At 45.9% G+C, this 24521-nt stretch carries 19 protein-coding genes and 1 tRNA gene; 13 read left to right on the top strand and 7 right to left on the bottom strand.

The features are described 5' to 3' along the window. Positions 1-38: 38 nt before the first annotated feature. From bamA to tilS, 9 genes are all read left to right on the top strand, one after another. On the top strand, positions 39-2516 hold the full coding sequence (gene bamA / locus AC0J2X_RS03415; RefSeq protein WP_014975852.1) for an outer membrane protein assembly factor BamA: 2478 nt from the start codon (positions 39-41) through the stop codon (positions 2514-2516). Positions 2517-2578: 62 nt separating this feature from the next. Next, a complete protein-coding gene (locus AC0J2X_RS03410; protein WP_014948561.1) occupies positions 2579-3094 on the top strand; it encodes an OmpH family outer membrane protein in 516 nt (171 codons plus the stop codon). Between the two features lie 193 nt (positions 3095-3287). Next, a complete protein-coding gene (fabZ, locus tag AC0J2X_RS03405) occupies positions 3288-3737 on the top strand; it encodes a 3-hydroxyacyl-ACP dehydratase FabZ (RefSeq protein WP_014948562.1) in 450 nt (149 codons plus the stop codon). 1 nt (position 3738) lies between these two features. Further along, a complete protein-coding gene (lpxA, locus tag AC0J2X_RS03400; protein WP_014948563.1) occupies positions 3739-4509 on the top strand; it encodes an acyl-ACP--UDP-N-acetylglucosamine O-acyltransferase in 771 nt (256 codons plus the stop codon). Between the two features lie 2 nt (positions 4510-4511). Continuing rightward, entirely contained in the window at positions 4512-5660 is a 1149-nt protein-coding gene (gene lpxB, locus AC0J2X_RS03395; protein ID WP_069943868.1) for a lipid-A-disaccharide synthase, read from the top strand. After that, complete coding sequence (rnhB, locus tag AC0J2X_RS03390) at positions 5653-6225, top strand: ribonuclease HII (protein ID WP_014948565.1); 573 nt, start codon at positions 5653-5655, stop codon at positions 6223-6225. The genes lpxB and rnhB overlap by 8 nt, the downstream gene beginning before the upstream one ends. A gap of 4 nt (positions 6226-6229) precedes the next feature. After that, entirely contained in the window at positions 6230-9694 is a 3465-nt protein-coding gene (gene dnaE / locus AC0J2X_RS03385; RefSeq protein ID WP_081333965.1) for a DNA polymerase III subunit alpha, read from the top strand. Positions 9695-9762: 68 nt separating this feature from the next. Continuing rightward, on the top strand, positions 9763-10719 hold the full coding sequence (gene accA, locus AC0J2X_RS03380; RefSeq protein ID WP_014948567.1) for an acetyl-CoA carboxylase carboxyl transferase subunit alpha: 957 nt from the start codon (positions 9763-9765) through the stop codon (positions 10717-10719). A 282-nt stretch (positions 10720-11001) separates the two neighbouring features. Then, positions 11002-12327, top strand: a complete 1326-nt coding sequence (gene tilS / locus AC0J2X_RS03375) for a tRNA lysidine(34) synthetase TilS (RefSeq protein WP_069943869.1) — start codon at positions 11002-11004, stop codon at positions 12325-12327. A 125-nt stretch (positions 12328-12452) separates the two neighbouring features. On the opposite strand, the gene AC0J2X_RS03370 is transcribed toward tilS, so the two are convergent. Continuing rightward, positions 12453-13352 (bottom strand): GGDEF domain-containing protein, encoded by a 900-nt coding sequence (locus AC0J2X_RS03370; protein ID WP_014975856.1) that lies wholly within the window; start codon positions 13350-13352, stop codon positions 12453-12455. 263 nt (positions 13353-13615) lie between these two features. Here AC0J2X_RS03370 and AC0J2X_RS03365 point away from each other — a divergent pair, with 263 nt between their 5' ends. Then, the gene (locus AC0J2X_RS03365; protein ID WP_081333966.1) at positions 13616-15583 is read left to right on the top strand and encodes a monovalent cation:proton antiporter family protein; all 1968 of its coding nucleotides are present in this window, start codon (positions 13616-13618) and stop codon (positions 15581-15583) included. Between the two features lie 75 nt (positions 15584-15658). Here AC0J2X_RS03365 and AC0J2X_RS03360 read toward each other — a convergent pair whose 3' ends face one another. Then, positions 15659-15886, bottom strand: a complete 228-nt coding sequence (locus tag AC0J2X_RS03360) for a hypothetical protein (RefSeq protein ID WP_014975858.1) — start codon at positions 15884-15886, stop codon at positions 15659-15661. Positions 15887-16209: 323 nt separating this feature from the next. On the opposite strand from AC0J2X_RS03360, the gene tadA reads away from it, so the two are divergent. Beyond that, positions 16210-16833 (top strand): tRNA adenosine(34) deaminase TadA, encoded by a 624-nt coding sequence (gene tadA / locus AC0J2X_RS03355; protein ID WP_069943871.1) that lies wholly within the window; start codon positions 16210-16212, stop codon positions 16831-16833. A 101-nt stretch (positions 16834-16934) separates the two neighbouring features. Here the strand turns inward: tadA and AC0J2X_RS03350 are convergent, their stop codons facing one another. Further along, on the bottom strand, positions 16935-17090 hold the full coding sequence (locus tag AC0J2X_RS03350; RefSeq protein ID WP_014975860.1) for a hypothetical protein: 156 nt from the start codon (positions 17088-17090) through the stop codon (positions 16935-16937). A gap of 265 nt (positions 17091-17355) precedes the next feature. Continuing rightward, positions 17356-18759, bottom strand: a complete 1404-nt coding sequence (gene mltF, locus AC0J2X_RS03345; RefSeq protein WP_069943872.1) for a membrane-bound lytic murein transglycosylase MltF — start codon at positions 18757-18759, stop codon at positions 17356-17358. Between the two features lie 176 nt (positions 18760-18935). Between mltF and purL the strand changes: the two genes are divergently transcribed. Both purL and AC0J2X_RS03335 read left to right on the top strand, forming a co-directional pair. Further along, positions 18936-22823, top strand: coding sequence for a phosphoribosylformylglycinamidine synthase (gene purL, locus AC0J2X_RS03340; protein WP_069943873.1), 3888 nt, complete (start codon positions 18936-18938; stop codon positions 22821-22823). Positions 22824-23082: 259 nt separating this feature from the next. Continuing rightward, positions 23083-23223 carry a hypothetical protein gene (locus AC0J2X_RS03335; protein WP_162889815.1) on the top strand — a complete coding sequence of 47 codons (141 nt, stop codon included), beginning with the start codon at positions 23083-23085 and terminating at the stop codon, positions 23221-23223. Between the two features lie 185 nt (positions 23224-23408). Here the strand turns inward: AC0J2X_RS03335 and smrA are convergent, their stop codons facing one another. The 3 genes from smrA to AC0J2X_RS03320 all read right to left on the bottom strand — a co-directional run bounded on the left by smrA (position 23409) and on the right by AC0J2X_RS03320 (position 24490). Beyond that, positions 23409-23996: a DNA endonuclease SmrA gene (gene smrA / locus AC0J2X_RS03330; RefSeq protein ID WP_069943874.1), complete on the bottom strand. Its 588-nt coding sequence runs from the start codon at positions 23994-23996 to the stop codon at positions 23409-23411. A gap of 161 nt (positions 23997-24157) precedes the next feature. After that, positions 24158-24283 (bottom strand): hypothetical protein, encoded by a 126-nt coding sequence (locus tag AC0J2X_RS03325; protein ID WP_014948577.1) that lies wholly within the window; start codon positions 24281-24283, stop codon positions 24158-24160. Between the two features lie 132 nt (positions 24284-24415). Then, a tRNA-Arg gene (locus tag AC0J2X_RS03320) sits at positions 24416-24490 on the bottom strand. Positions 24491-24521: the final 31 nt, after the last annotated feature.

Genomic DNA, 24521 nt, shown 5'->3' with positions numbered 1-24521 from the left:
ACAGCTAATACAAAACGCGGCCAGGAAAAGAAAAATAGATGAAGTTAAAACAGTTAGTAGCAGCCGGAGCCATTCTTTCCAGTGCTAGCTTTGCCAATGCTGCGGCGCAAGACAGTGAATTTGTCGTTGAAGACATTCGCGTAGAAGGTTTGCAACGCGTTGCACTTGGTGCAGCCTTAACCTACTTGCCCGTTCAAGTTGGCGACGAGCTTAATACATTCAGGGTAACGCAGCTTATTCGCTCGTTGTACTCTTCAACTCACTTTGAAAATGTTGAAATTCTTCGTGATGGCAATACGCTTGTCGTGCGTGTCGCTGAGCGTCCTACCATTAGTAATATCATCTTTGAAGGCAACGATGATATTAAAGATGAGCAACTTCAGGAAAGCTTAGACGGAAACGGCGTTCGTATTGGTGAGCCGCTCGATAAGACCGTACTAACCTCTATCGAGAATGGCCTGAAAGACTTCTTTTACAGCATAGGTAAATATAATGCTGACGTGACGGCTATTATAACGCCGCTACCGCGTAACCGTGTTGACTTGAAATTACTTTTCGAAGAGGGCGACGCGGCTGAAATTGAACAAATCAATATTGTAGGTAACGAAATCTTCTCAGACGAAGAGCTGATGGAGGCTTTCGAGCTACAATACGACACGCCTTGGTGGGATTTCCTGTCGGAAACTCGCTACCAGCAGCAAACGTTGCAAGGGGACATGGAAACGCTGCGTAACCATTACTTAAACCGTGGTTACCTTCGCTTCAACGTTGACTCTACGCAGGTTTCAATGACACCTGAAAAGTCAGGTATCTACATTGCCATGAACGTAACAGAAGGTGAGCAATACACCATTTCTGAAGTTGAGCTGGTAGGCGATGTACTCGGGCACGAAGAGTATATTGAACGCGTACTTCCGCTCACTACGGGTGAATTGTATAACCAAGCAGAAGTAACGTACACAGAAGAATTTATCAGTAAGTATCTTGGTCGATTTGGGTACGCTTACCCAACAGTAACTACGGTTCCTGAAATTAATGACGAAGACAAAACGGTTAAGCTCACTCTGTCCGTTGACCCAGGCAAACGTATCTACGTCAACCGCATTAAATTTAACGGCAACGTAGTAACAGCCGATAGTGTTCTGCGTCAAAATGTCAGCCAGATGGAAGGTACGTGGCTGTCGAATAACTTACTTGAGTCTTCAAAGAACCAGCTTTCTCGACTTACTTATATGGAAGAGGTTGAATTTGAAACGGTACGTATCCCGGGTTCAGAAGATAAAGTAGACGTTAATTTTAACGTAAAAGAACAGCCATCGGGCTCGTTTAATGCTGGTATCGGCTATGGTGACAGAACGAAGCTAAGCCTACAGGCGGGTATCCAGCAAGATAACTTCTTGGGTACAGGTAAACGTGTGGGTCTTAACCTAAGCACGGTTTCATATCAGCGCAGTGCGCAAATCACGTACAACGACCCTTATTTTACCATTGACGGTATTAGTTTGGGTGGAAGCTTGGGCTATAGTGAGTTCGACGGTTCTGACTTTAACGTTATTCAGTACAACTCTAAGCGCTGGTCTATTGGTGCGAACATTGGTTATCCGATTAACGAGTTTAATCGTATTAACTTCGGTTTGACCTACAGCAACGTAGAGCTATTCAACCGTGGTTACTACGAGCAAACTGAGCAGTTCTATAATCAGTTTACTAACGGTGAAGATCCTGATGCGGCTATTAAATATGATAGCTTCTTGGCAAGCGTAAGCTGGAGCAGAAGTACGCTTAACCGTGGTCTGTTCCCTACTGCTGGTTCGTCTCAGCGTGCGTCATTCAGTATTACCACGCCTAACTCAGACGTTAACTACTTCAAGACAGTATTTGACGGTAAGTGGTACTTCCCATTATCTCGTAACCAGCGCTGGTCTTTCCTAGCGCGCGTACGTCTTGGCTACGGGAATGGTTACGGTGATATTAACGGCAATGAGCAAATATTACCGTTTACAGAGAACTTTACAGCAGGTGGTTCTGATTCACTACGAGGATTCGAGAATAACACGGTAGGTCCTCGCGGTGTATTCCTAGGCAATACGGGTACTATAGTTGGGCCTGATGGTGAAGTGTTCCCGGGCGATCCAGCTGATGCGCAGCTGTCTTGGTCAACGCGAAGCCTAGGTGGTAACGCGATGGCACTTGGCGGTATCGAGCTTATTGTTCCTACGCCATTTGTTGAAGAAGAAATGGATAACTCAGTTCGTACAAGTTTGTTTGTGGATGTGGGTAACGTGTGGGATACTGAGTTCGACTATGACTATTACCGTCAGTTTGACATAGCATCTACACAACGCGGTGAGCTATTGGACTATTCTGATTGGAGCCTGTATCGTAGCTCGGCAGGTATATCGGTCCAATGGGTATCACCAATGGGACCGATGGTATTCAGCTTCTCGAAAGCGATACAGCAACGTGATGGTGACGATGCGAGATTCTTCACTTTCAACATTGGTCAAACTTTCTAAGACATTAAAGCGAGCGCGTTTTTAGGCGCGCTCTATAATAAGATTCACAAAAGGAGTTCCCTTTGAAACAGTTGGTTAAACATATCGTTGCAGGAGCAATGTTGGGTAGCGCTTTAGTTAGTACATCTGTAATGGCTGAGCAGAAAGTTGCAGTTGTCGATGTGCAAGGTATTTTCCAAGCGATGCCTCAAGCGGCTGAAATTCAAAACGCTATTCAGGCTGAATTTAAAGATCAGCTTGAAGAAGTGAATCAACTGCAGCGTGATGGTCAGTTCTACGCAGAACGTCTTCAGCGCGACGCAGCGACAATGAGCGATGCAGAGAAGAAAGAACTAGAACAAAAAATCTTGTCAGTACGTGAAGAGCTAGCTAAAAAAGGTCAACCTTTGCAGCAAAACATTCAACGTCGCAGCAACGAAGAGCGCAACAAGCTTCTTGGCCTAATCAAGCAAGCTATTGACTCTGTTGCAGCAAAGCAAGGTTATGACCTAGTGCTTAACGCTGGTGCGGTTGCGTTTGCAAAAGAAGAGCACGACTTATCTGAGCAAGTTCTTCAGCAAGTAAGCAAAACTAACTAATAACAGCACTAGTCAGTTGTAAAATTTATCAGACCAACTCCCCAAAGGTGTTGGTCTGATTTGTTTTTTGCGCTTAACAGCGTATGGTTGCCGCCGTTTTTAGTTTTTACGGCGAGTTTGACCAGAATGCCAATCAATCATCTGTATTGGTATAAAATAGTTGTAGGTCATGCTTGTATACAGGAGAAAGTTTTTGGCCAATTCACTTAATACCATCGAAATTCAGGAAATATTGGAACTGTTACCTCATCGGTATCCATTCCTACTTGTTGATCGTGTAACAGACTATGTTCTGGGTGAGTCTGTAAAGGCTTATAAGAATATCACTATCAATGAGCCGTGTTTCATGGGGCACTTCCCTGAACAGCCAATTTTCCCAGGGGTATTAATTCTTGAAGCTATGGCACAAGCTGCCGGTGTTTTAGGATTTAAGACAATGGGTAACAATGATAAGTTATACTTGTATGCAGGGATTGATAACGCACGCTTTAAGCGTCCTGTTGTTCCAGGTGACAGGCTTGAGTTTGATGTTGCTCTAGTTAAAGAGCGCAGAGGGATTTGGAAATTTAAAGGCACTGCAAGCGTTGATGGCGATATCGCTTGTGTTGCAGAGTTTATGTGTGCGATGAGAGAGATAGCTTAACGTGATCCATCCAACTGCGGTAATTTCAGAAAGTGCAACGATTGGTGAAAATGTCACCATTGGCCCATTTTGTGTGGTAGACGACAACGTCACCATAGGCGATGGCTGCATTCTGAAATCACATGTGGTGGTACGCGGCCCAACGCGTATCGGTAAAAACAATAAATTTTATCAGTTTTCTTCAATTGGTGAAGACTGCCAAGATAAGAAGTATGCGGGCGAGCCTACTGAACTTGTCATCGGTGACGATAACGAGTTTAGGGAAGGGGTAACCGTTCACCGAGGCACTATTCAAGACAACAGCATTACCATAATCGGTTCTCGCTGTTTATTTATGGCCAACTCTCATGTTGCCCATGATTGTGTTCTTGGCAACGACATTATTATTGCAAACAGTGTTGCGATTGCTGGCCATGTTCACATGGACGACCACGTCATTGTTGGCGGTGCCGCAGGTATTCACCAGTTCTGTAAGATTGGAGCTCATTCGTTTTTGGGGGCTGGCGGCATTATTCTGCGCGACGTGCCTCCCTTTGTTATGGTCAGCGGCCAGAAAAACATTCCTCAGGGTATTAATTCTGAAGGGCTTAAGCGTCGTGGCTTCAGCAAAGAAGAAGTTATGGCCATTAAACGCGCTTACAAAGCAATATACCGTGAAGGCAATACCGTAGACGAAGCCATTGAAAAACTTGCCGAACCCGCACAGGAGTTCCCTGGTGTGGCCCTTATGGTGAAGTTCTTACAAGACTCTGAGCGAGGCATTATTCGCTAATTATGTCTACGCCTATCCGTATCGGCATGGTTGCCGGAGAGCCCTCTGGTGACGTGCTTGCCGCCGGAATGGTTGCAGAGTTAAAACGCCAATACCCTGATGCGGTTATCGAAGGTATTGGCGGTCCAAATATGATAAACGCGGGTTTTCATAGTCTATTCGATATGGAAACCTTGTCGGTTATGGGGCTTGTTGAAGTTCTCTCCCATCTACCTGCCATCTTGAAAGTTAAAAAGCAGCTTCTTGCTCACTTCGAGCAAAATCCGCCAGATATTTTTGTGGGTATTGATGCGCCTGATTTTAATCTAAGAGTAGAAAAAGCGCTTAAAGCACGCGGTATTAAAACCATGCACTATGTGAGTCCTACTGTGTGGGCGTGGCGTGAAAAGCGCATCCATAAAATAGCGAAAGCGACTAATCGCGTGTTGGGGTTATTTCCTTTCGAGCAGCAGGTTTACGATAAATACGATGTTCCCTATACCTTTGTGGGACACACAATGGCTGACGCTATAGCAATTGAGCCCGACCAAAATGCGGCGCGCCAAGAATTAGGTGTAGATAGTAATGCTTCCGTATTGGCTGTACTTCCCGGCTCACGCAGAGGCGAAGTAGAAACGCTACTTCCAGTATTTCTGGAGACCATAGAAGCTATTCATGCTAAACGCAGCGACATTCAATTTCTTATCCCTGCTGCTAACGAACATCGTCTTACGCAAATAAAGGCACTCTTGCTGGAAGCCAATAAGGCAGAGGAACGTTTACCCATTCAGGTAACGCAAGGCACATCGCGAGATGCGATGATAGCTAGCGATGTTATCTTGCTTGCATCAGGCACGGCTACCTTAGAGGCCATGTTATGTAAGCGCCCCATGGTGGCCGCTTATTTACTCGCACCACTCACGTATAAAATTATGCAGCGCTTGTATAAAGCGCCTTTCTTCACGTTGCCAAATCTATTGGCTAATGAAGCTATTATTCCTGAATTACTACAAGAAGAAGTAAATGCAGAGAATATGAGCAATCAGCTACTCAACTTCTTCGAAAGTGATAATTCAGCCCTTATTTCCCGTTTCACCGACCTCCACCATACGCTAAAATGCAACGCTGATAAAACAGCAGCAAAAGCTGTCGTGGAGGAATTGTTTGCATAAGTTAATTGCCGGCGTTGATGAAGTAGGTCGTGGCCCGTTAGTCGGTGATGTGGTCACCGCCGCGGTCATTCTCGACCCTGAAAATCCCATTGAAGGGCTAACGGACTCTAAAAAACTGAGTGAAAAAAAGCGCGTAGCGCTTGCCCAAGAAATTCGTGAAAAAGCACTCTACTGGAATATAGGTAGAGCTAGCCCTGAAGAAATAGATAAGCTTAATATACTGCACGCTACCATGCTCGCCATGATCCGCGCAGTGGAAGGCCTGCCAGTAAGGCCTGACTTTGTGCGCGTAGACGGTAACCGGGTTCCTGCGTGGAATTTTGAGTCTGAAGCGGTAGTGAAAGGCGATAGCCTGCACGCAGAAATTTCAGCGGCTTCCATTATTGCCAAAGTAGAGCGAGACAACGATATGATTTCGCTTCACGAGGCCTACCCGCAATATAACTTTGCCGGGCACAAAGGTTACCCCACAAAAGCACACTTTGAAGCCATCGCTGAATATGGCATCTTAGATTGCTATCGAAAAAGTTTTAAACCTGTAAAAGCGCTACTCGAAGAGAAATAACATCATGTCATCGCCATTTATTCATTTACGTGTTCACAGCGACTTTTCGATGATGGACGGCCTGAATAAGGTTAAACCTATTCTAGGTAAAGTGGCCGCGCTTGGCATGCCTGCCGTGGCGATCACCGACCAAATGAATATGTGTGGCTTGGTAAAGTTTTATTCCGAGGCACATAACTTAGGTATTAAGCCCATCATCGGCACTGACTTTTGGGTTACTAATGAAGTCTTTGGCGATGAACCTTTCAGACTAACCCTTATTGCAATGAACAATGAGGGATATAAGAACATTACTATTCTTATCTCCAAGGCCTACCTTCGCGGGCACCTCTCACACCGAGCGGTCATTGATCAAGAATGGTTGGCAGAGCACAGCGAAGGTGTGATTGTGTTGTCAGGCGCACAGCACGGTGACGTTGGTGTGGGTTTAATGAAAAACAACGCCAAAATTCTCGACAGTGCCCTTGAGTTTTATCAAACTCATTTTCCCGACCGCTTTTATTTAGAGCTTATTAGAACCGGTAGACAAGGTGAGGAAGATTACTTGCACCTTGCCGTTGAGCTAGCTGAGCTGCGCGGCTTACCCGTGGTCGCCACCAATGAAGTGTGCTTTATTGACCGTGAAGGCTTTGATGCTCACGAAATTCGTGTATGTATTCATGATGGCTACACGCTTGATGATAACCGCCGCCCTAAACGATACAGCGACCAGCAATATCTGCGCACTGCTGAGGAAATGGTTGAGTTATTTAGCGACATTCCTGAAGCCATAGAAAATACGGTTGAAATTGCCAAGCGCTGTAACGTTACCGTACGGTTAAACGAGTACTTCTTGCCGCAATTTCCAACCGGCGGCATGACCACCGAAGACTTCTTGGTTAAGGTGTCTGAAGAGGGGTTGGAAGAACGACTAGAATTTCTATTCCCAGATGAAGAAGTGCGCAAAGCGAAACGTCCAGAGTACGATGACCGACTTCGCATTGAGCTTGAAGTTATCAACCAAATGGGTTTCCCAGGCTACTTCCTTATTGTAATGGAGTTCATTCAGTGGAGTAAGGATAATGGAATTCCGGTAGGGCCAGGGCGGGGTTCTGGTGCGGGCTCATTAGTGGCTTATGCCCTAAAAATTACCGACCTAGACCCGCTTGAATTCGACTTGCTATTCGAACGTTTCTTGAACCCAGAGCGTGTATCCATGCCCGACTTCGACGTCGACTTCTGTATGGATAGACGAGACGAGGTAATCGACCACGTTGCTGAGCTTTATGGGCGTCAGGCGGTATCGCAGATCATTACGTTTGGTACTATGGCGGCAAAAGCGGTAGTGCGCGACGTAGGCCGCGTGCTTGGTCACCCATACGGCTTTGTAGACAGAATCTCAAAGCTTATTCCACCAGATCCAGGCATGACGCTTGAAAAGGCGTTTAAAGCAGAGCCCCAGCTACCAGAAGTGTATGAAAGCGATGAGGAGGTGAAAGACCTTATCGATATGGCGCGAATACTTGAAGGGGTTACCCGAAATGCCGGTAAGCACGCCGGTGGTGTTGTTATTGCGCCAACCACAATCACAGATTTCTCGCCTTTGTATTGTGATGACGAAGGTAAAAACCCCGTAACCCAGTTCGACAAAAACGACGTTGAAACGGCGGGCTTGGTAAAATTCGACTTCTTAGGTCTTCGTACGCTGACTATTATTCAGTGGGCAATAGATATGATCAAAGAAGGGAAGAACGTTGATGTCGATATCAGCGCTATTCCTCTTGAAGATCCTAAGAGTTTCAGAACCCTTCAAAACGCCGAGACAACTGCGGTATTCCAGCTGGAATCTCGCGGTATGAAAGAATTGATTAAGCGCCTTAAACCTGACTGCTTCGAAGATATTATCGCACTGGTGGCCCTGTTCCGTCCGGGCCCGCTGCAATCAGGCATGGTAGATAACTTTATTGATCGTAAGCACGGACGTGAAGAAATTTCCTACCCCGATGCAGAATATCAGCACGAGTGCTTGAAAGAAATTCTAGAGCCTACCTATGGCATTATCTTGTATCAGGAACAGGTAATGCAGATAGCCCAGGAAATGGCGGGCTACTCGCTGGGCGGCGCTGACTTGCTTCGTCGTGCTATGGGTAAGAAAAAGCCAGAAGAAATGGCGAAGCAGCGCGGCACGTTCGCCGAGGGTGCCAAGGGCAATAATATTGACCCAGACCTTGCGATGAAAATCTTCGACTTGGTAGAAAAGTTCGCGGGTTACGGTTTTAACAAATCTCACTCTGCCGCTTATGCCTTGGTGTCTTACCAAACCCTGTGGCTGAAAGTGCATTATCCTGCAGAATTCATGGCTGCGGTAATGTCGGCGGATATGGATAACACCGATAAAATCGTGACGCTTGTCGATGAATGTGAGCGCATGGGCATCGAAATACTGCCGCCAGATTTAAATGCGGGTAAATACAAATTTACCGTCGATAGCGAAGGTCGCATTGTTTACGGTATCGGTGCGATTAAAGGGGTAGGTGAAGGCCCGATTGAAGCGATTATTGAAGCGCGGGAGACCCAAGGGGCATTTAAAGATCTTTTTGATTTCTGCGCCAAGATAGACATTAAACGGGTAAACAAGCGAGTGCTAGAAAAGCTAGTATTAGCGGGGGCAATGGACAACTTAGGCCCCCATCGCGCTAGCCTTATGGCGAGTTTACCCGAAGCCCTTGCCGCCGCTGGACAGCATGCAAAAGCCGAGTCTTTTGGTCAGTCAGACATGTTTGGCCTACTGACTACCGAGCCAGAAGACGTGAAGCAAGCGTTTGCCGATGTCCCTGAGTGGCCTGAAAAAGTATGGCTAGAAGGTGAAAAAGACACGCTAGGCTTGTACTTAACCGGCCACCCCATCAATCAGTACGCGGAAGAACTGCGTTACTACACCGACGGTCGATTAGTTGATTTAAAACCAACCAACAAAGACCAAATGGCCAGTGCAGTAGGACTGGTGCTTGGCGTGCGTGTTATGACGAACAAGCGGGGTCGTCGCTGGGCCATAGTGACACTGGATGATAAGAGTGCCAGAATAGACGTACGTTTCTTCCCCGATATGTACGAACAGTTCGAAAGTGTGTTAGAAACTGACAGAATATTGCTTATAAAGGGACAGGTCAGCTTTGATGATTTCTCTGGGGGCAATACAATCACCGCCCGTGATGTAATGGACATTGTTCAGGCACGAGAGAAAAACGCGAGAGCGCTGGCACTTAATATTGATACCCAGCTGCTTGAACCGAAGAAAATGAGTCAGATGCAATCTATCCTGCAGGCATTTAACGGCGGAAGTTGTCCTGTTCAGTTAGCGGTAACTCATCCAGACGCTGAAGTAATCTTAGCGTGTGGTGCAAGATGGTACGTTACCCCTGAAGACCAACTTTTGCACGATCTCAAACAATGTTTGGGAGACAAAGCCGTTTCAATTCTCTACCATTAAGGGTAAGAGTTCGATAGATTGGACATCTCGCGTTTGCATAGACGAGCGTAGTACGAATAGGACATGAAATGAGTATACAGTTTTTGGACTTTGAACAGCCAATAGCCGAACTAGAAGCAAAAATTGAAGAGCTTAGGTTGGTGAATCAAGGTGGCGAGTTTGACGTTGGTATTGAAGAAGAAATCAATAAGCTTCGCGGTAAAAGCGCAGAGCTGACTAAAAAGATCTTTTCTGATCTTGGCGCATGGCAAGTTTCCCAACTTGCACGTCACCCAATGCGTCCATACACGTTAGATTACATTCCTCGTATTTTTACCGAATTCGACGAGCTTGCTGGTGATCGCGCGTTCGCTGACGATAAAGCGATTGTTGGTGGCCCAGCAATGCTAGATGATCAGCCGGTGATGATTATTGGTCATCAGAAAGGGCGTGACACCAACGAAAAAATTAAGCGTAACTTCGGTATGCCTAAACCAGAAGGTTATCGTAAAGCCCTGCGTCTTATGAAGATGGCTGAGCGCTTCAATATGCCTATCATCACTTTTATCGATACGCCGGGAGCGTATCCAGGTGTTGGTGCTGAAGAGCGCGGCCAAAGTGAAGCAATCGCGAAAAATTTATTCGAAATGGCTGAGCTTACTGTTCCAATCGTGTGTACCGTAATCGGTGAAGGTGGTTCAGGTGGCGCGCTAGCAATTGGTGTTGGCGATCGTGTTAATATGCTTCAATATTCTACGTACTCGGTGATTTCACCAGAAGGTTGTGCGTCTATTCTGTGGAAAAGCGCAGAAAAAGCCCCACTCGCTGCTGAAGCGATGGGCGTAAGTGCACCACAAATTAAAGAGCTAGGCCTGATTAACAGTATTGTTGAAGAGCCATTAGGTGGTGCGCATCGCGATCATAATGGCATGGCGGCTAATTTGAAGGCCGTCATTAAGCAGCAGCTTAACCAGCTTAAAGAGCTAGATAAGACTAAATTGATGGAAGAGCGTTACCAGCGTTTGATGTCGTTCGGTTATTGCTAAGCTCATTATAAGTTCATTAAGAAAACTAGCATGAAAAGTGCATTTAGCCGTTATGTACAGCTGCGTTCTATCAGTTTGAACGCTTGCTATAAAAACTAGCGAGCGGCGGCTTAATTCATGTCGGTCATGTAATGTCGTATAGGAACAAGGGGGTTGTTTACCAAAGGTAACCAACCCCCTTGTGTTATTAGAAAGTGTGTTATTAGAAAGCCAGTGCTTAGCCAAATACAAAGTTAAACCTCAGTAAAACATAGCGTTGAAAGAATAAGGTATTACCGGTCTGTGACCCCTCTACAATCCCCAACAATCGAACATATCGTCAACCGCATAGCGACATCTCTCACTGATGTAAAGCTACCACTTCAAACGCCACTCGTCGTTGCTTACAGCGGTGGTGTGGATTCGACCGTTCTGCTCCAAGCCGTTATTGCATATAGGGAACAGTTTGATAGCCCAATTCATGCTGTACATGTACATCACGGTTTAAGTGAAAATGCCGAACAGTGGGCAAAGCACTGCGAATTACAGTGTCGTCTTGAAGACGTAGCATTTCATTTGTATCGAGTTGATGTTGATACGGGGTCGAGAAAAAGCCTGGAAGCAGAAGCGCGTAAGGTTCGATACAACGCATTATTAGAAGTGTGTGACCAAATAGGCGGTGTACTGTTATTAGGACAACATGCCGAAGATCAGCTTGAAACCGTATTGCTTCAGCTTAAACGCGGTGCTGGTCCTCAGGGCTTAGCGGGTATGGGAGAAGTTCAGTACCGAGGTGACACCTTGATAATGCGCCCTATGCTAGCACTAGAGAAAGCCGAGATTGTGGCTTATGCCGAAGAAGAAATGTTGCAGTGGGTTGAGGATGAATCTAATCAGCAAAATAGCTTTGATAGGAACTTCTTAAGGAACGAAATTATACCTCACTTGCTGGCGCGATGGCCTAAGTTAACTAAAACGGTGGGGCGCAGCGCCGAGCTTTGTGCTGAACAAAGCGCACTAGTCAGCGATTCTGCCCAAAAATATTTTGAAGATTGTAAACGCACAGCTCTCAGGCTCGACGGGCAACAACTCGCTGCATTGTCGTTACCGTGGCAGGCTATGGTCATTCGCGCGTGGTTTCGAGCTCAAGGCGAGCTGTCGCCCTCAAAAGCGCAGACAGACCAAGTACTTGCTATGTTAAAAGCAAAGCATGATGCAACCCCTGAAGTGAACTTTAAATGGGGCAGGGTTATACGGTTTGACCAAGACCTTTATTGGGTGGTGAACGCTACTCATGAAGTACCGCAAAACTTAAAATTAGTGCCAAACCAAAATATCGCGCTTCCTTGGCTTAGAGGTCATATTCGAATTGCAGTACCAAAGGCGCGAGAAAAAGATACCGTTTCTCTGCAAACTAATGCTCGCAACCTTAAAGTAAAGCCAGAAAATGCGAACGTATCTAAGTTGCTGAAAGAATGGTTTAAGGTATGGCGCGTGCCAAGATGGGAGCGAAACGGCGTGCCGGCGATCTTGATTAACGACGAGCCTGTCGCACTGATTGTTGAAGGACGTTGTGTTTATCTGCAGCCCAAAGCGCCAGATATAGAAATAACCTTTAGTCTCGACTGAATCTATGTAGCACTAAAAGTGCCGTTTTTTGAAAGGGCTAGATACTCTTGCTTATGGTATCCATGGCAATAATGTGCAAAAGCGGCATTGCTTTGCCGCCATCCTGATAAGTTCAAATCGCGACGTTACGCTGCGTGATAGCTATTTTTTCCAGAATTTTTCACGCGATACAGGGCGTTGTCAGCACGGTCAAATAGGCTACTCATCGTATCGCCGTCGCGATAAATCGCGCCGCCAAGGCTGGTTGATACGCCTAAGCGAGATAAGTAGCTAGAGCTATTGATACTCATTTGAATACGCTGGGCTGCACAAGCTAGCTGCTGTTGCGACTGACAGTCTAGCAAACAACAAAACTCATCGCCGCCATAGCGAAATGCTTCGTCTTCGTCTCGCAGGACGTTAGATAAATGTGATGCAACATGGACAAGTACTTTGTCACCTTCGCCATGACCAAAATTATCATTCACATACTTAAAGTTGTCTAAGTCGATCACCAGAAGTGCGAAAGGATCATCGTGTCTTTGCGCCCAGCCGAGTTGTCTTGTCATTGACTGCTCAAAGCCCGCTCGGTTACCTAAGCCAGTTAACACATCTTTAGTCGCCATCTGTTGCACACGCATCAATGAAAGAGCGTGCTTTACTTGTTTTCCAAATAAATCATGCAGTTGGAATAGACTCTCCCGTTGCGATAACGACAAGGGTGAACTAATGTAGTAATAGACATGAGCTTGATCGCCATTAACGGCATTGGCACCTTGTAGTGGTAAATCAATGAGTGTTGACGATATCTTTGCATTACCGTACACCCAACGCGAGTCAAAGTCAGACAAGCTAAACCCGACAATAGGTAACAACGTGTTTAGCTGCTGAAAATACACGCCACCTAACTCTTGTAGTTCAAGAGTAGAAAGTAGCTGCGTGATAAAGCCTGATAATTCACTAAAAGAGAGTGATTTACCTGTGCTCTCAGCAGGGTAAAAATTGTTATGTTGTGTGCTATCGTAGACTGACGTTGAAAAATCCACAGTAGTGCCCCTATACAAAATGCGTTGATATGCAAAGAAACAAGTGTCAAAGCCCTGACGTTTCTGTGGCCACATCTGCATTTTCGCGGAATTTATGGCGATCACAGCGGCAAAACTTGCCGGATCTGCATTTACACAGGGGATTTTGCAAACTAGATGCCAACAAAGTGTTTCAGGCACTAGTCTTTAGTTTAAAACGTAAAATCGCGTGATTTATCGCGCTTGTTTTACAAATGGAAGTTTATGTAGCTTTAGGAGGTAGTGTGGGGACGAGCTTTTTAAATATCGTGATATTGATGTTTATATCGGTATGTGCGGTCGCATTATTTAAACGCATTCATCTCCCTCCTATTCTTGCTTATCTGTTTGCCGGCGTACTCGCGGGTCCGCAACTATTATCTGTGTTTGCCCACCCAGAAGAAATGCACCTGCTCGCTGAAGTGGGCATAGTGTTTTTGCTCTTTTCACTTGGTCTTGAGTTCTCGTTACCTAAATTGTTGGCAATGCGCTCTTTAGTATTCGGTGTAGGATTAGGGCAAATGGTGTTTACCACGGCAGTGTTTACCTGTGTTCCTCTGTTTCTCGGCATTCCAATGAGTGCGTCCATCATTATTGGTGGTACGCTGGCGTTAAGCTCAACCGCTATTGTAATTAAGCAAGCAACCGAAATGGGCATTCTTAATAACAGGCGTACACAATTAGCGGTAAGTATCTTGCTCTTTCAAGACTTAGCGGTGGTTCCGTTCCTAATTGCCATTCCTCTTTTAGCCCAGACTGGTGAAGTAAGTATTGCGCTAGCTTTAGGCGAGGCGTTGCTTAAAGGTGTGTTTGTCATTGCGTTTCTAATGTCAGTGGGTAAGTGGTTACTACCTTGGGTGTTTAGAGAGGTAGCAAGAACAAGGACTGACGAGCTGTTTGTTCTGACCACTATATTGATTGCCCTATTGGCAGGAGGGCTAACTTATTACTTCGGGCTATCCATGGCGCTAGGCGCTTTCTTGGCGGGTATGATGTTGGGGGAAAGCCAATACAAGTATCAACTTGAAGCCGACATTCGTCCGTTTCGAGATATTTTAATGGGGTTATTTTTTGTTACCGTGGGTATGCAGTTAGAACTCACTGTACTGTGGAACAGCCTGTTTGAGATTGTTTTTGGTGTTTTTGCTTTGATGATAGTTAAAGTCATTTTAGTAAGAGGCGCATCTCTATTAGTTAAAACCGATGCAATAGATGGCTGGTCTGCTGGGGTTAAACTTTGTCAGATTGGCGAGTTTAGTTTTGTAATTTCTGCGCTTGCTACGACACACGGCGTGTTAACGTCAGAGCAGTCATCGCTGATTGTGTGTATGGGTGTAATCAGTATGGCGTTAACCCCGTGGCTTATGAATAACAGCGTCACTATAGCAAGGCGTATTGTTAACAAGGATATCTCGTTCGATGACAATGTGAGCTTTGGTAATGCAGAGCCGTTAACCAACCACGTCATTATTTGTGGGTTTGGCCGCGTTGGACAGTCGGTAGCTCGCATGCTGAAAATGGAAGGCATTCATTTTGTTGCCATAGATATGGATCCTGTCAGAGTACACGAGAGTCGAAACGCGGGAGAGCCCGTCATCTTCGGTGATGCGAGTCAAAAAGATATATTGATTAATGCCAATGTAGAAGGTGCCAAGCTTGTGCTTGTTACGTTTGATCAAGTCGATAAGGCCAAGCAGGTGATAACGCAGACCCGAAGCATTACGAGCACTACAGATGTTATGGTGCGTACCAAACGAGACTACCAGCTTGAAAGCCTATACAGCGCGGGTGCTAATCAAGTCGTGCCAGAGCTGCAAGAGGGGAGCTTGATGTTGGTATCGCAGGTGCTGCATTACGCCGGCGTGCCAATGTCTCGTATTTTAAAGCGGGTGCGAGCTGAGAGAAAAGGTCGCTACGATCATATGCACGGCTTTTACCCGGGAGAAACAACAGAGATCACCTATGGCACAGAAGACAAGTTAGAGTTTATCCATGCTGTGGTGTTGTCCGAACACGCTTCCTGTATTGGCAAAGCCATAAAAGATATCGATTTCTCGAGAATGCGAGTAGCGATTAAGGGCCTAAGACGGGATGGAAATGAAGTTAAAGACCCAGACCAAGACGCTATTTTGCAAGCCCATGACGTGCTAGTGATTGCGGGTAAACCCCGGCGTGTAGAGCGAGCAGAGCGAAAACTATTAGAAGGGAGCTAGCACGCAGTTAAACTTAGCGTTGTTTAATCTAGCGCGCTTGCCATGGAACGTGTGTTGAATTACGTGAGTTCAAGCTTACGCTACGCGGTCGCTTTCTAAGTCTGCAAATTGCTTTTTTAGGTCGTAGCGCTCGTCTGTCACTATCTTCTCAAGCACAGAAACTCGTTCCTTAAGCTCTGCAATTTCGGCTTTATAAGCATCGGTTTCTTTGCTGCTAAGTTTCTTCTTACTTTTGTCTTTTGCACTTTCGACAATGGTAACTAAGGCCCAGGCACAAATGGCTACTATTGCAATCGCGGTCATATTCACGGTGGTATCCCTCACAAATGGCTTTAAAACAGTGTAGGTGAAAATTTGGCCTGTTGCCTAATTCACCCCGTATTTAGTTAAATACTTATCGGTAAAATTACTGCTTCGCTTCAGGTACTATAGCGGTTATCTAACATACTTTTTAGTAAAAAATGTAACCTGTTAAGTCCATCACACTAGCAGTGTTATAATGAGAGATTGCAAGTAGGTTGCCAAGTGACAAAAGTCATTACTTTCTAAGAAGTTAGAATGTTCACCTAAGCTAATACAAAATAAATGTTAATGAATTTCACCAAGTAAAGTAGCAAAATTGACGAATGAGTGACCAAAATAGCAACCGTCCAACACCAAATTTCGACCTTGCAAACAAGCAAACGCAAGAAAAAGAGGCTGTGCAGGAGCCGTTGACTGAAATCGCAATGGAAGACATCGCGACAAAAGAAGACATAATGTGGATGAGGCATGCGTTAACGCTTGCCGATAAGGCTGAGTCGATTGGTGAGGTGCCAGTCGGCGCCTGCGTAGTACTAAATGGTGAGCTTATCGGTGAAGGCTTCAATACGCCGATAACGGATAATGATCCATCTGCGCATGCAGAGCTACGCGCTGTTAAAGAGGCAGCAGCTGCGGTGCAAAACTACCGACTTATTGACGCTACGTTGTATGTGACTTTAGAGCCCTGCTCTATGTGCGCAGGTATGCTGGTACATGCACGGGTAAAGCGGGTGGTGTTTGGCGCAAAGGATGCGAAGACAGGCGCTGCGGGCTCGGTCATGAACTTATTGCAACATCCTGCGCTTAATCATCAACTTGAGGTTGTATCTGGCGTATTAGCTGACGAATGTGCTAACAAATTGTCAGATTTTTTTCGCAAGCGCAGGAAAGAAATAAAGGCTGCCAAAAAGGCGAAAAGACTGCTAGAGGGTGATGCTTCAAGCTAATTTATAGCGTTACCTGAAGTTGTGCTTATTCGTGTTTTCGCCCATTTGGTATATACCGGTTACATGGTCAATCATTGTGAGCCAGATGGTATAGAGGTGGCTTAGCCAGGCGTACGGGTTAACTGAGTGAACATATCGCTGGTAACAAATAGCTTGCGGCGCTGAAGTACTTTTTGGTGACAACGCTTGAGCATAAGTCTGCGTCTGTTGTTGTTTTTCAATTTTATTCCTTTTTTCATAAATCGATTTTTTTTCATTTGTTCTCCTTTCTCGCGTTGTGGCCACTTTATGTTTTTCGTGACCACTTTTCTTCCGTTGTGCGCAGCTCCCCTATTTGAACAAATCTCACGTTATTCGAGAGATGTTGTCATTAAAGAGCCGCTGCTCTTTTGGAGCTTGTCATCGTTGAGAAAATAATTATTCTGAGAAAGTAAGTCAGTGTCTGACTAACTTCTTTTTAGGGTACAGTACAAAGATGACATCGAAATGACAGTTTTCAAGAGAGAAGCAAGGTGAACTGCGTCAAATTTTTCCTTGTTCGTCCAACCATACTAAGCTGTCATAATAACGACGAATATTTTCCACATACTGTAACGCTTCATCGCCTCTTGCATAGCCATAGCGAGTAGTACGGTAATATTTCTTTTGCCTAAGCTGTGGCAAGCGACGCTTTACATCTACCCAAAGGTCTGGATTGCCACCTTGTTGCTCGGTAAGAATGCGTGCGTCCTCCAAATGGCCCATACCAATATTATACGACGCCATAGCCATCCAGGTTCTATCTGGCTCGCTAATTCGCGCAGGTATGCGATTGAGCAAACTGGCAAAATAACGAGAGCCTCCGCGAATGCTTTGTTCAGGATCGGTTCTGTCATCTACGTTCCAGTCACTTGCCGTATCCATGGTGAGCATCATTAGACCGCGAACGCCAGTTCTTGAAATAGCGTCACTGTCCCAGTGACTTTCTTGATAACTCATGGCCGCAAGCAGTCGCCAGTCTAATTCACCTGCATACTGTTGAAATAAGGGTTTGTATTGGGCAAGTGCTGTCTCGGCGGCATAATTAAACGCGCGACTGTCGACGTAATCGAACTGGCGAATATGGCCAAAGTACTTGTCTTCTAACACCGTAAACCAGCCTGACTGATGTACAGTACCAAAATATTCAATCAGCGCTGCTTTCACTGAGTCATCTTGATGTAATGGGAGCGCCCACGCCATCGGCATATCTTCATTAAGGGTTTTTGCCACGGCTAAGTTAGGATATCGCCTGCGCTGAAGGGCTAGACGGTTGCTGTCTGCTACCGTATAAGCAATGTCGCCATTGGCAACCTGTTGCAACAGTTCTTCAGAGTCAGAATCTTCGGTGGTAACAAGTTGGGTTTTTATTATTGGGCTTTCACTGTCACTTGCTTGGTCGGTTACCTGGCCTAATAAACTAGACAGTAAGTGAGCTTGGCTGCTACCTGCCACGGTAACAATAGGGGCATCAAGCTCTAATAAGTCTCTAGGTCTCGATGTCCCTGCTTGGAAGACGAGTTCTTGCTGAACATGCTGGTAGGCTGGACCGTACGCAAAACGACTTTTAAGTGAAGGCGTTACCGCATCGCCTGTCGCGACAATGTCCAGATTACCTTCTTCTAACTGTTCTAACATGACTTCATAGCTGTAGAAGGGGTAAAGGTCGAGCGTCACGCCAAGGTAATCGGCAAAACCTGCCAGCAGTTCATATTCAAAACCCTGCGGCCCCTCTGCGCCGTTATAAAATGTTCCTGCACCATAAACGGTTCCCACGCGGATCGATTCTCGTTCCAACAATGAAGAGAGGGCAGTGGGTACGGAAGGAACGCCACAACTCATAACAGCAATAGATAATATGATTATTAATTGTAGTTTTAATCGTTTTTTATAGTCTTGTGACTGCATAGACCTTTACTTGTTGTCATTAAACCATCTAAGTTTAAAAAAAAGTTCATGTAAGCGCGTTATGAGGTTACTTACTGCGCATAATTACTCTATAATCCGCGCCGAAATACTCATCAATCCAAGAGGCAACGCGTCGCATTGGTGGTCGTTGTTTCTAACAAACCAGGTAAATCAATATGTTGGTCCTTCGAGGCGCTCCTGCACTATCAGAGTTTAACCAAACTAAACTGATTGCAAAGCTGGGTCAATCCGGCGTTAGGGTTAAAAACCTATATAGCGAATATGTTCACCTAGTCGATTCCCAAGGTGACTTGTCTAAGCAGCAAATAGAGATACTCGAGAAGCTGCTCACTTACGGCCCCGCGAGGCAAGCACAAACCCCTTCTGGAACCTTCTTCCTCATTACTCCTCGCCCCGGCACTATCTCTCCCTGGTCTTCTAAAGCCACCGACATCGCTCACAACTGCAGTCTAAAAAATATCAACCGCATAGAACGTGGTTGTGCGTTTTATATAGAAACAGAAAACGGTGTGAGTGAAGATGATTTTGCGCTTATCGCTAGTTTCTTACACGACAGAATGACCGAATCAGTGTTCACCAATACTGATGAAGCTGCGGTACTCTTTTCACATACCGAAGCCAATACTTTTACCAGTGTAGATGTATTAGGCGAAGGCAAAGACGCGCTAGTTAATGCAAATGTGTCGTTAGGCCTTGCTTTAGCTGATGATGAGATTGACTACCTGTTTGATAGCTTTACTAAGCTAGGCAGAAACCCGACTGACGTTGAACTTTATATGTTTGCGCAAGCAAACTCTGAACACTGTCGCCACAAAATTTTTAACGCTAGCTGGACCATTGATGGCGAGGACCAAGAGAAGTCGCTGTTTAAAATGATCAAAAACACCTACGAGTTGTTACCTGATCACGTGTATTCAGCTTACAAAGACAACGCAGCGGTAATGGAAGGGTGGCAAGCAGGTCGTTTCTTCCCGAACCCGCAGTCACACCAATACGAATACCATCATGAAAACATTGATATTTTGATGAAGGTAGAAACCCATAATCACCCAACGGCAATTTCACCTTTCCCAGGTGCGGCAACAGGCTCTGGTGGTGAAATCCGTGATGAAGGTGCTACTGGTCGTGGTTCAAAACCTAAAGCGGGTTTGGTTGGTTTTACCGTATCTAACTTACGTATTCCTGGTGCTGAACAGCCGTGGGAATTCGAATACGGCAAGCCACAGCGCATTGTAAGCGCCCTTGATATTATGCTTGAAGGCCCACTAGGTGGCGCAGCGTTTAACAACGAATTTGGTCGTCCTGCGCTACTGGGTTATTTCCGTACCTTTGAACAAGAAGTCAATAGCTTCAACGGTATTGAAGTGCGCGGCTATCACAAACCTATTATGTTAGCTGGTGGTTTAGGTAATATTCGTCGCGAGCATATTGAAAAAGGCGAAATTACGGTAGGCGCTAAGCTTATTGTGCTTGGCGGCCCTGCAATGAACATTGGTCTTGGCGGCGGTGCAGCCTCATCAATGGCATCTGGCCAATCAAACGAAGACTTAGACTTTGCTTCAGTACAGCGAGACAACCCTGAAATGGAGCGTCGCTGTCAGGAAGTGATTGATGCATGTTGGCAGCTAGGGGATAACAACCCTATTCAGTTTATCCACGATGTGGGCGCAGGTGGTCTTTCAAATGCACTGCCTGAGCTGGTTAATGACGGTGGCCGCGGCGGTAACTTTGAACTTAGAAAAGTATTGTCAGATGAGCCAGGTATGACACCTCTGGAGCTATGGTGTAACGAATCTCAAGAGCGCTATGTTTTATCTGTCGCGCCTGAAAATATGCCAGTGTTCGAAGCAATTTGTGCCCGCGAACGCGCGCCGTTTGCTGTGGTTGGTGAAGCCACTGCCGAGCAGCACCTCAACCTGAACGACAGCCAGTTTGACAACAAACCTATCGATATGCCTCTTGATGTACTTTTAGGCAAGCCGCCTAAAATGCACCGCGACGTAAGCTCGACCAAGGTTAGCTCGCCAGCACTAGACGAGGCAGGCATTACCTTAAGTGATGCAGCAAATCGCATTTTATCTTTGCCTACCGTGGCAGAGAAAACCTTCCTTATCACCATTGGCGACCGCTCGGTTACCGGCCTTGTAAGTCGCGATCAAATGGTAGGCCCATGGCAGGTGCCAGTGGCAGATGTGGCGGTTACTGCAACAGCGTTTGACACCTACCACGGTGAAGCGATGTCGATGGGTGAGCGTACGCCTGTTGCGTTACTATCGCACGGCGCGTCTGCACGTCTTGCTGTGGGTGAAGCGTTAACCAATATTGCCGCAGCAAACATCGGCGATATTAAGCGCATTAAACTGTCAGCAAACTGGATGGCAGCAGCTGGACACCCAGGTGAAGATGCGGGTCTTTATGAAGCGGTTAAAGCAGTGGGTGAGGAGCTTTGCCCAGAGCTAGGCCTAACCATTCCTGTGGGTAAAGACTCTATGTCGATGAAAACCGCATGGAATGAAAACGGTGAAGATAAAGCGGTGACTTCTCCGCTATCACTCGTTATCTCTGCCTTTGGCGCAGTAAAAGATATTCGCAAAACCCTAACGCCTCAGCTACGTACAGACAAAGGCGCAAGCCGCTTGTTACTACTCGATTTGGGCGAAGGTAAAAATCGCTTGGGCGCGAGCTGCCTGGCACAAGTCTATACTCAGCTTGGTGATAGCCCCGCAGATGTGGTTTCTGCAACTCGCCTTAAAGCCTTCTTTGACGCTATGCAGGCGCTTATCGAGAAAGGTTTGGTATGTGCTTATCACGACCGTTCAGACGGTGGCCTGTTTACTACCGTTGCTGAAATGGCCTTTGCCGGTAAAACAGGCGTAAGCATTAACCTTGATAGCCTTGTTGGAAACGACATTGCCGTATTGTTCAATGAAGAACTAGGTGGCGTCATCCAAGTGCTTGAAAGCGATATGGATGCTGTTAACGCAGTACTGACTGAATTCGGTTTAACTGAATTGACTCACGATATCGGTACGCTTAATAGCACAGACATGATTGAGTTTAGTCGCAACGGCGTTGCTGTACTTGCAGATAGCCGCGTATCAATGCGTACGACGTGGGCACAAACTACGTATGAAATGCAGAAGCTTCGTGATAACCCTGAGTGTGCTGAACAAGAACACGCTGCAAAGCAAGATGCTGCCGACCCAGGTTTGCATGCTGCGTTGTCTTATGATGTAAACGATGACGTAGCAGCACCATATATTGCCAAAGGCGTTAAGCCAAAAGTGGCGATATTAAGAGAGCAGGGTGTAAACTCGCATCTAGAAATGGCGGCTGCATTTACCCGTGCAGGCTTTGATGCTATTGATGTACACATGAGTGACGTGTTGGCGGGTCGCATTACCCTTGAACAGTTTGCGGGTCTAGCTGCTTGTGGCGGTTTCTCTTACGGTGACGTGCTGGGCGCAGGTGAAGGTTGGGCGAAATCTATATTGTTCAACAGTATAGCTCGCGACCAGTTTGAAGGCTTCTTCAACCGTAACGATACGTTCAGCTTAGGTGTGTGTAACGGCTGTCAGATGCTATCGAACCTTAAATCACTGATTCCAGGTACTGAGCATTGGCCACATTTCGTGACCAACCAGTCGGCGCGATTTGAAGCTCGTGTTGCAATGGTCGAAGTGATGGAGTCTAAGTCTGTGCTGCTTGATGGCATGGCAGGTTCGCGTATGCCTATTGCTGTGTCGCACGGTGAAGGTCAGGCTGAATTTGCCAATGACAACGCGTTGTCACAAGTAGGCGCGCAGGTGGCGATGCGTTACGTAGACAACTACGGCAAGCCAACCATGCAATATCCGGCAAACCCGAATGGTTCACCGCAGGGGATCACAGGTCTAACTTCACTAGACGGACGCAGCACCATCATGATGCCGCACCCTGAACGTGTATTCAGAGCCGTGGCAAACTCGTGGCGTCCAGACGATTGGCAAGAAGATGGTGCGTGGATGCGTATCTTCAGAAATGCCCGTAAATTTGTTGGGTAACAAAGCACTGTTAGTTCGATAAAAACAGGGGGAAACCCCTGTTTATCTTTCGAAAAAATACTGTTTAATAAACGTTCATACCATAAATAGGTGTCAAAGCTTTGGCAAAGTGTCAAAAATCTGATTTTTGCCCTTGTCATCAGTTTGTCACTGATCTATTGTAGTGCAAGCAAGGAATGCGATTAGGTTACAGGAGTTGAGTTAGGGTTGTACCAGTGAAAGGCATGTGCCAGCTGGTTTAAATAATAAGAGACGACCGATGAATCGTTCTTCTAAAGGGTTTGGCTTAACCGGAGTGGCTGTAGCTGTAGTGCTGATGTTCGTAACTGCTGTTTTTAGCACATCTGCGAAGTCTGCCGAAGCTCCAACAACGCTAAGTGTGCAGTCTTCAGTTAAGTAGTCTTCAGTTAAGTAGTCTGAAAGAAAAATTCTAACGCCCGTATCAAGTTGCTTGATACGGGCGTTAATCATTAGGGGACAATAAAAACGTTCAGCATATAGCGCTTCATGAGAAAAGCCTAAAAGCTACACCTAAAGACAAGCCCAAAAAAGCAAAGCTGACTCAACGAGTTCTTGCCTCTCATTTTATCCTTTCTTATTTTTTTCTCTGTTAATTAATTTCTGCTGCGGATGCTTTTTCAAAAGCACATATGTAGCACCAAAGCCTCCGTGCATCGGTTGAGCCGTATGGTAGGCAATGACTTCGTCTAGTTCTCTTAGCCAATGGTTAACATAACTTTTTTTCAAAGCGGGAAAGGGTTTGCTATTTTCACCTGTTCCATGTTTTATGAGCAGTGCACGAACCCCGCGTTCGTGACTAGATTTAATGGTGCTATAAACCAGGTCTCGGCTTTGTTCTAAGGTTTTCCCTGAAAGTGTTACGTTGGCCTCTAGAGGGTATTTACCAAGGCGAAGTTTTTTAAAAACGCCGTCTTGAATACCGGGCTGCTGGAAGTGTATAAAATCATCAGGGGGTACCGGCTTCACACCTTCCATGCTCAGTGGGTTAGCGAGTTTTTCGCGGACGCCTAACTGCCTAGCCGCTCTTTTTTGTTTTTCAGCGAGCGCCTTTTCAGGATCGTGTAATAAAGCCTTATCATCTGAAGCGATTGGTTTTACATCTTGCATTTCTGCAAAAAACGAATCGATATCGTCGTTTTCAAATTGGCTCATATTAATCCCCGTATAAGCTACTTCTCTATCTTTTATACGCTATTTCTGCCCCGTTGGTCTATGGAGCATAACCGCTCGATATATCACCGGGCGCAACGAACAGCAGCACCGTCGATTGCAGTGTAATTATAAAGTGGGGATTAAATTCCAAAAATCATCGTTTAGTAAATGGCACCGGGTTCCGCTAAAGCTTCAATAGCGTCCCACTCTTCTTCAGAAAATGGGCACTGCTCAGCTGTTTCGGCACAACTATCAGCGTTATCAGGTGGGGGGAAATCGAAAGTCATAATGCTCTCCTGTTTTGAAGAGTATTACTTAAATTGGCTAAATTACAACCAAAGTATAATAAATTCTTCAATATTACAGGCGACGGTGTGTATAAGCATCTTTACTAAAAAGCAGAAACGTTGCGCAATTAATGGCGTCCCCAGCTGGAATCGAACCAACATCTAAGCCTTAGGAGGGCCTTGTTTTATCCATTAAACTATGGGGACCTAATGCGTAGGGAGTTTTATTATACGTAGT

The sequence above is a fragment of the Alteromonas sp. R7 genome, from assembly GCF_055755235.1.
Note: the sequence above shows the minus strand (reverse complement) of the source record. Positions and strands in the feature narration are given on the sequence as shown.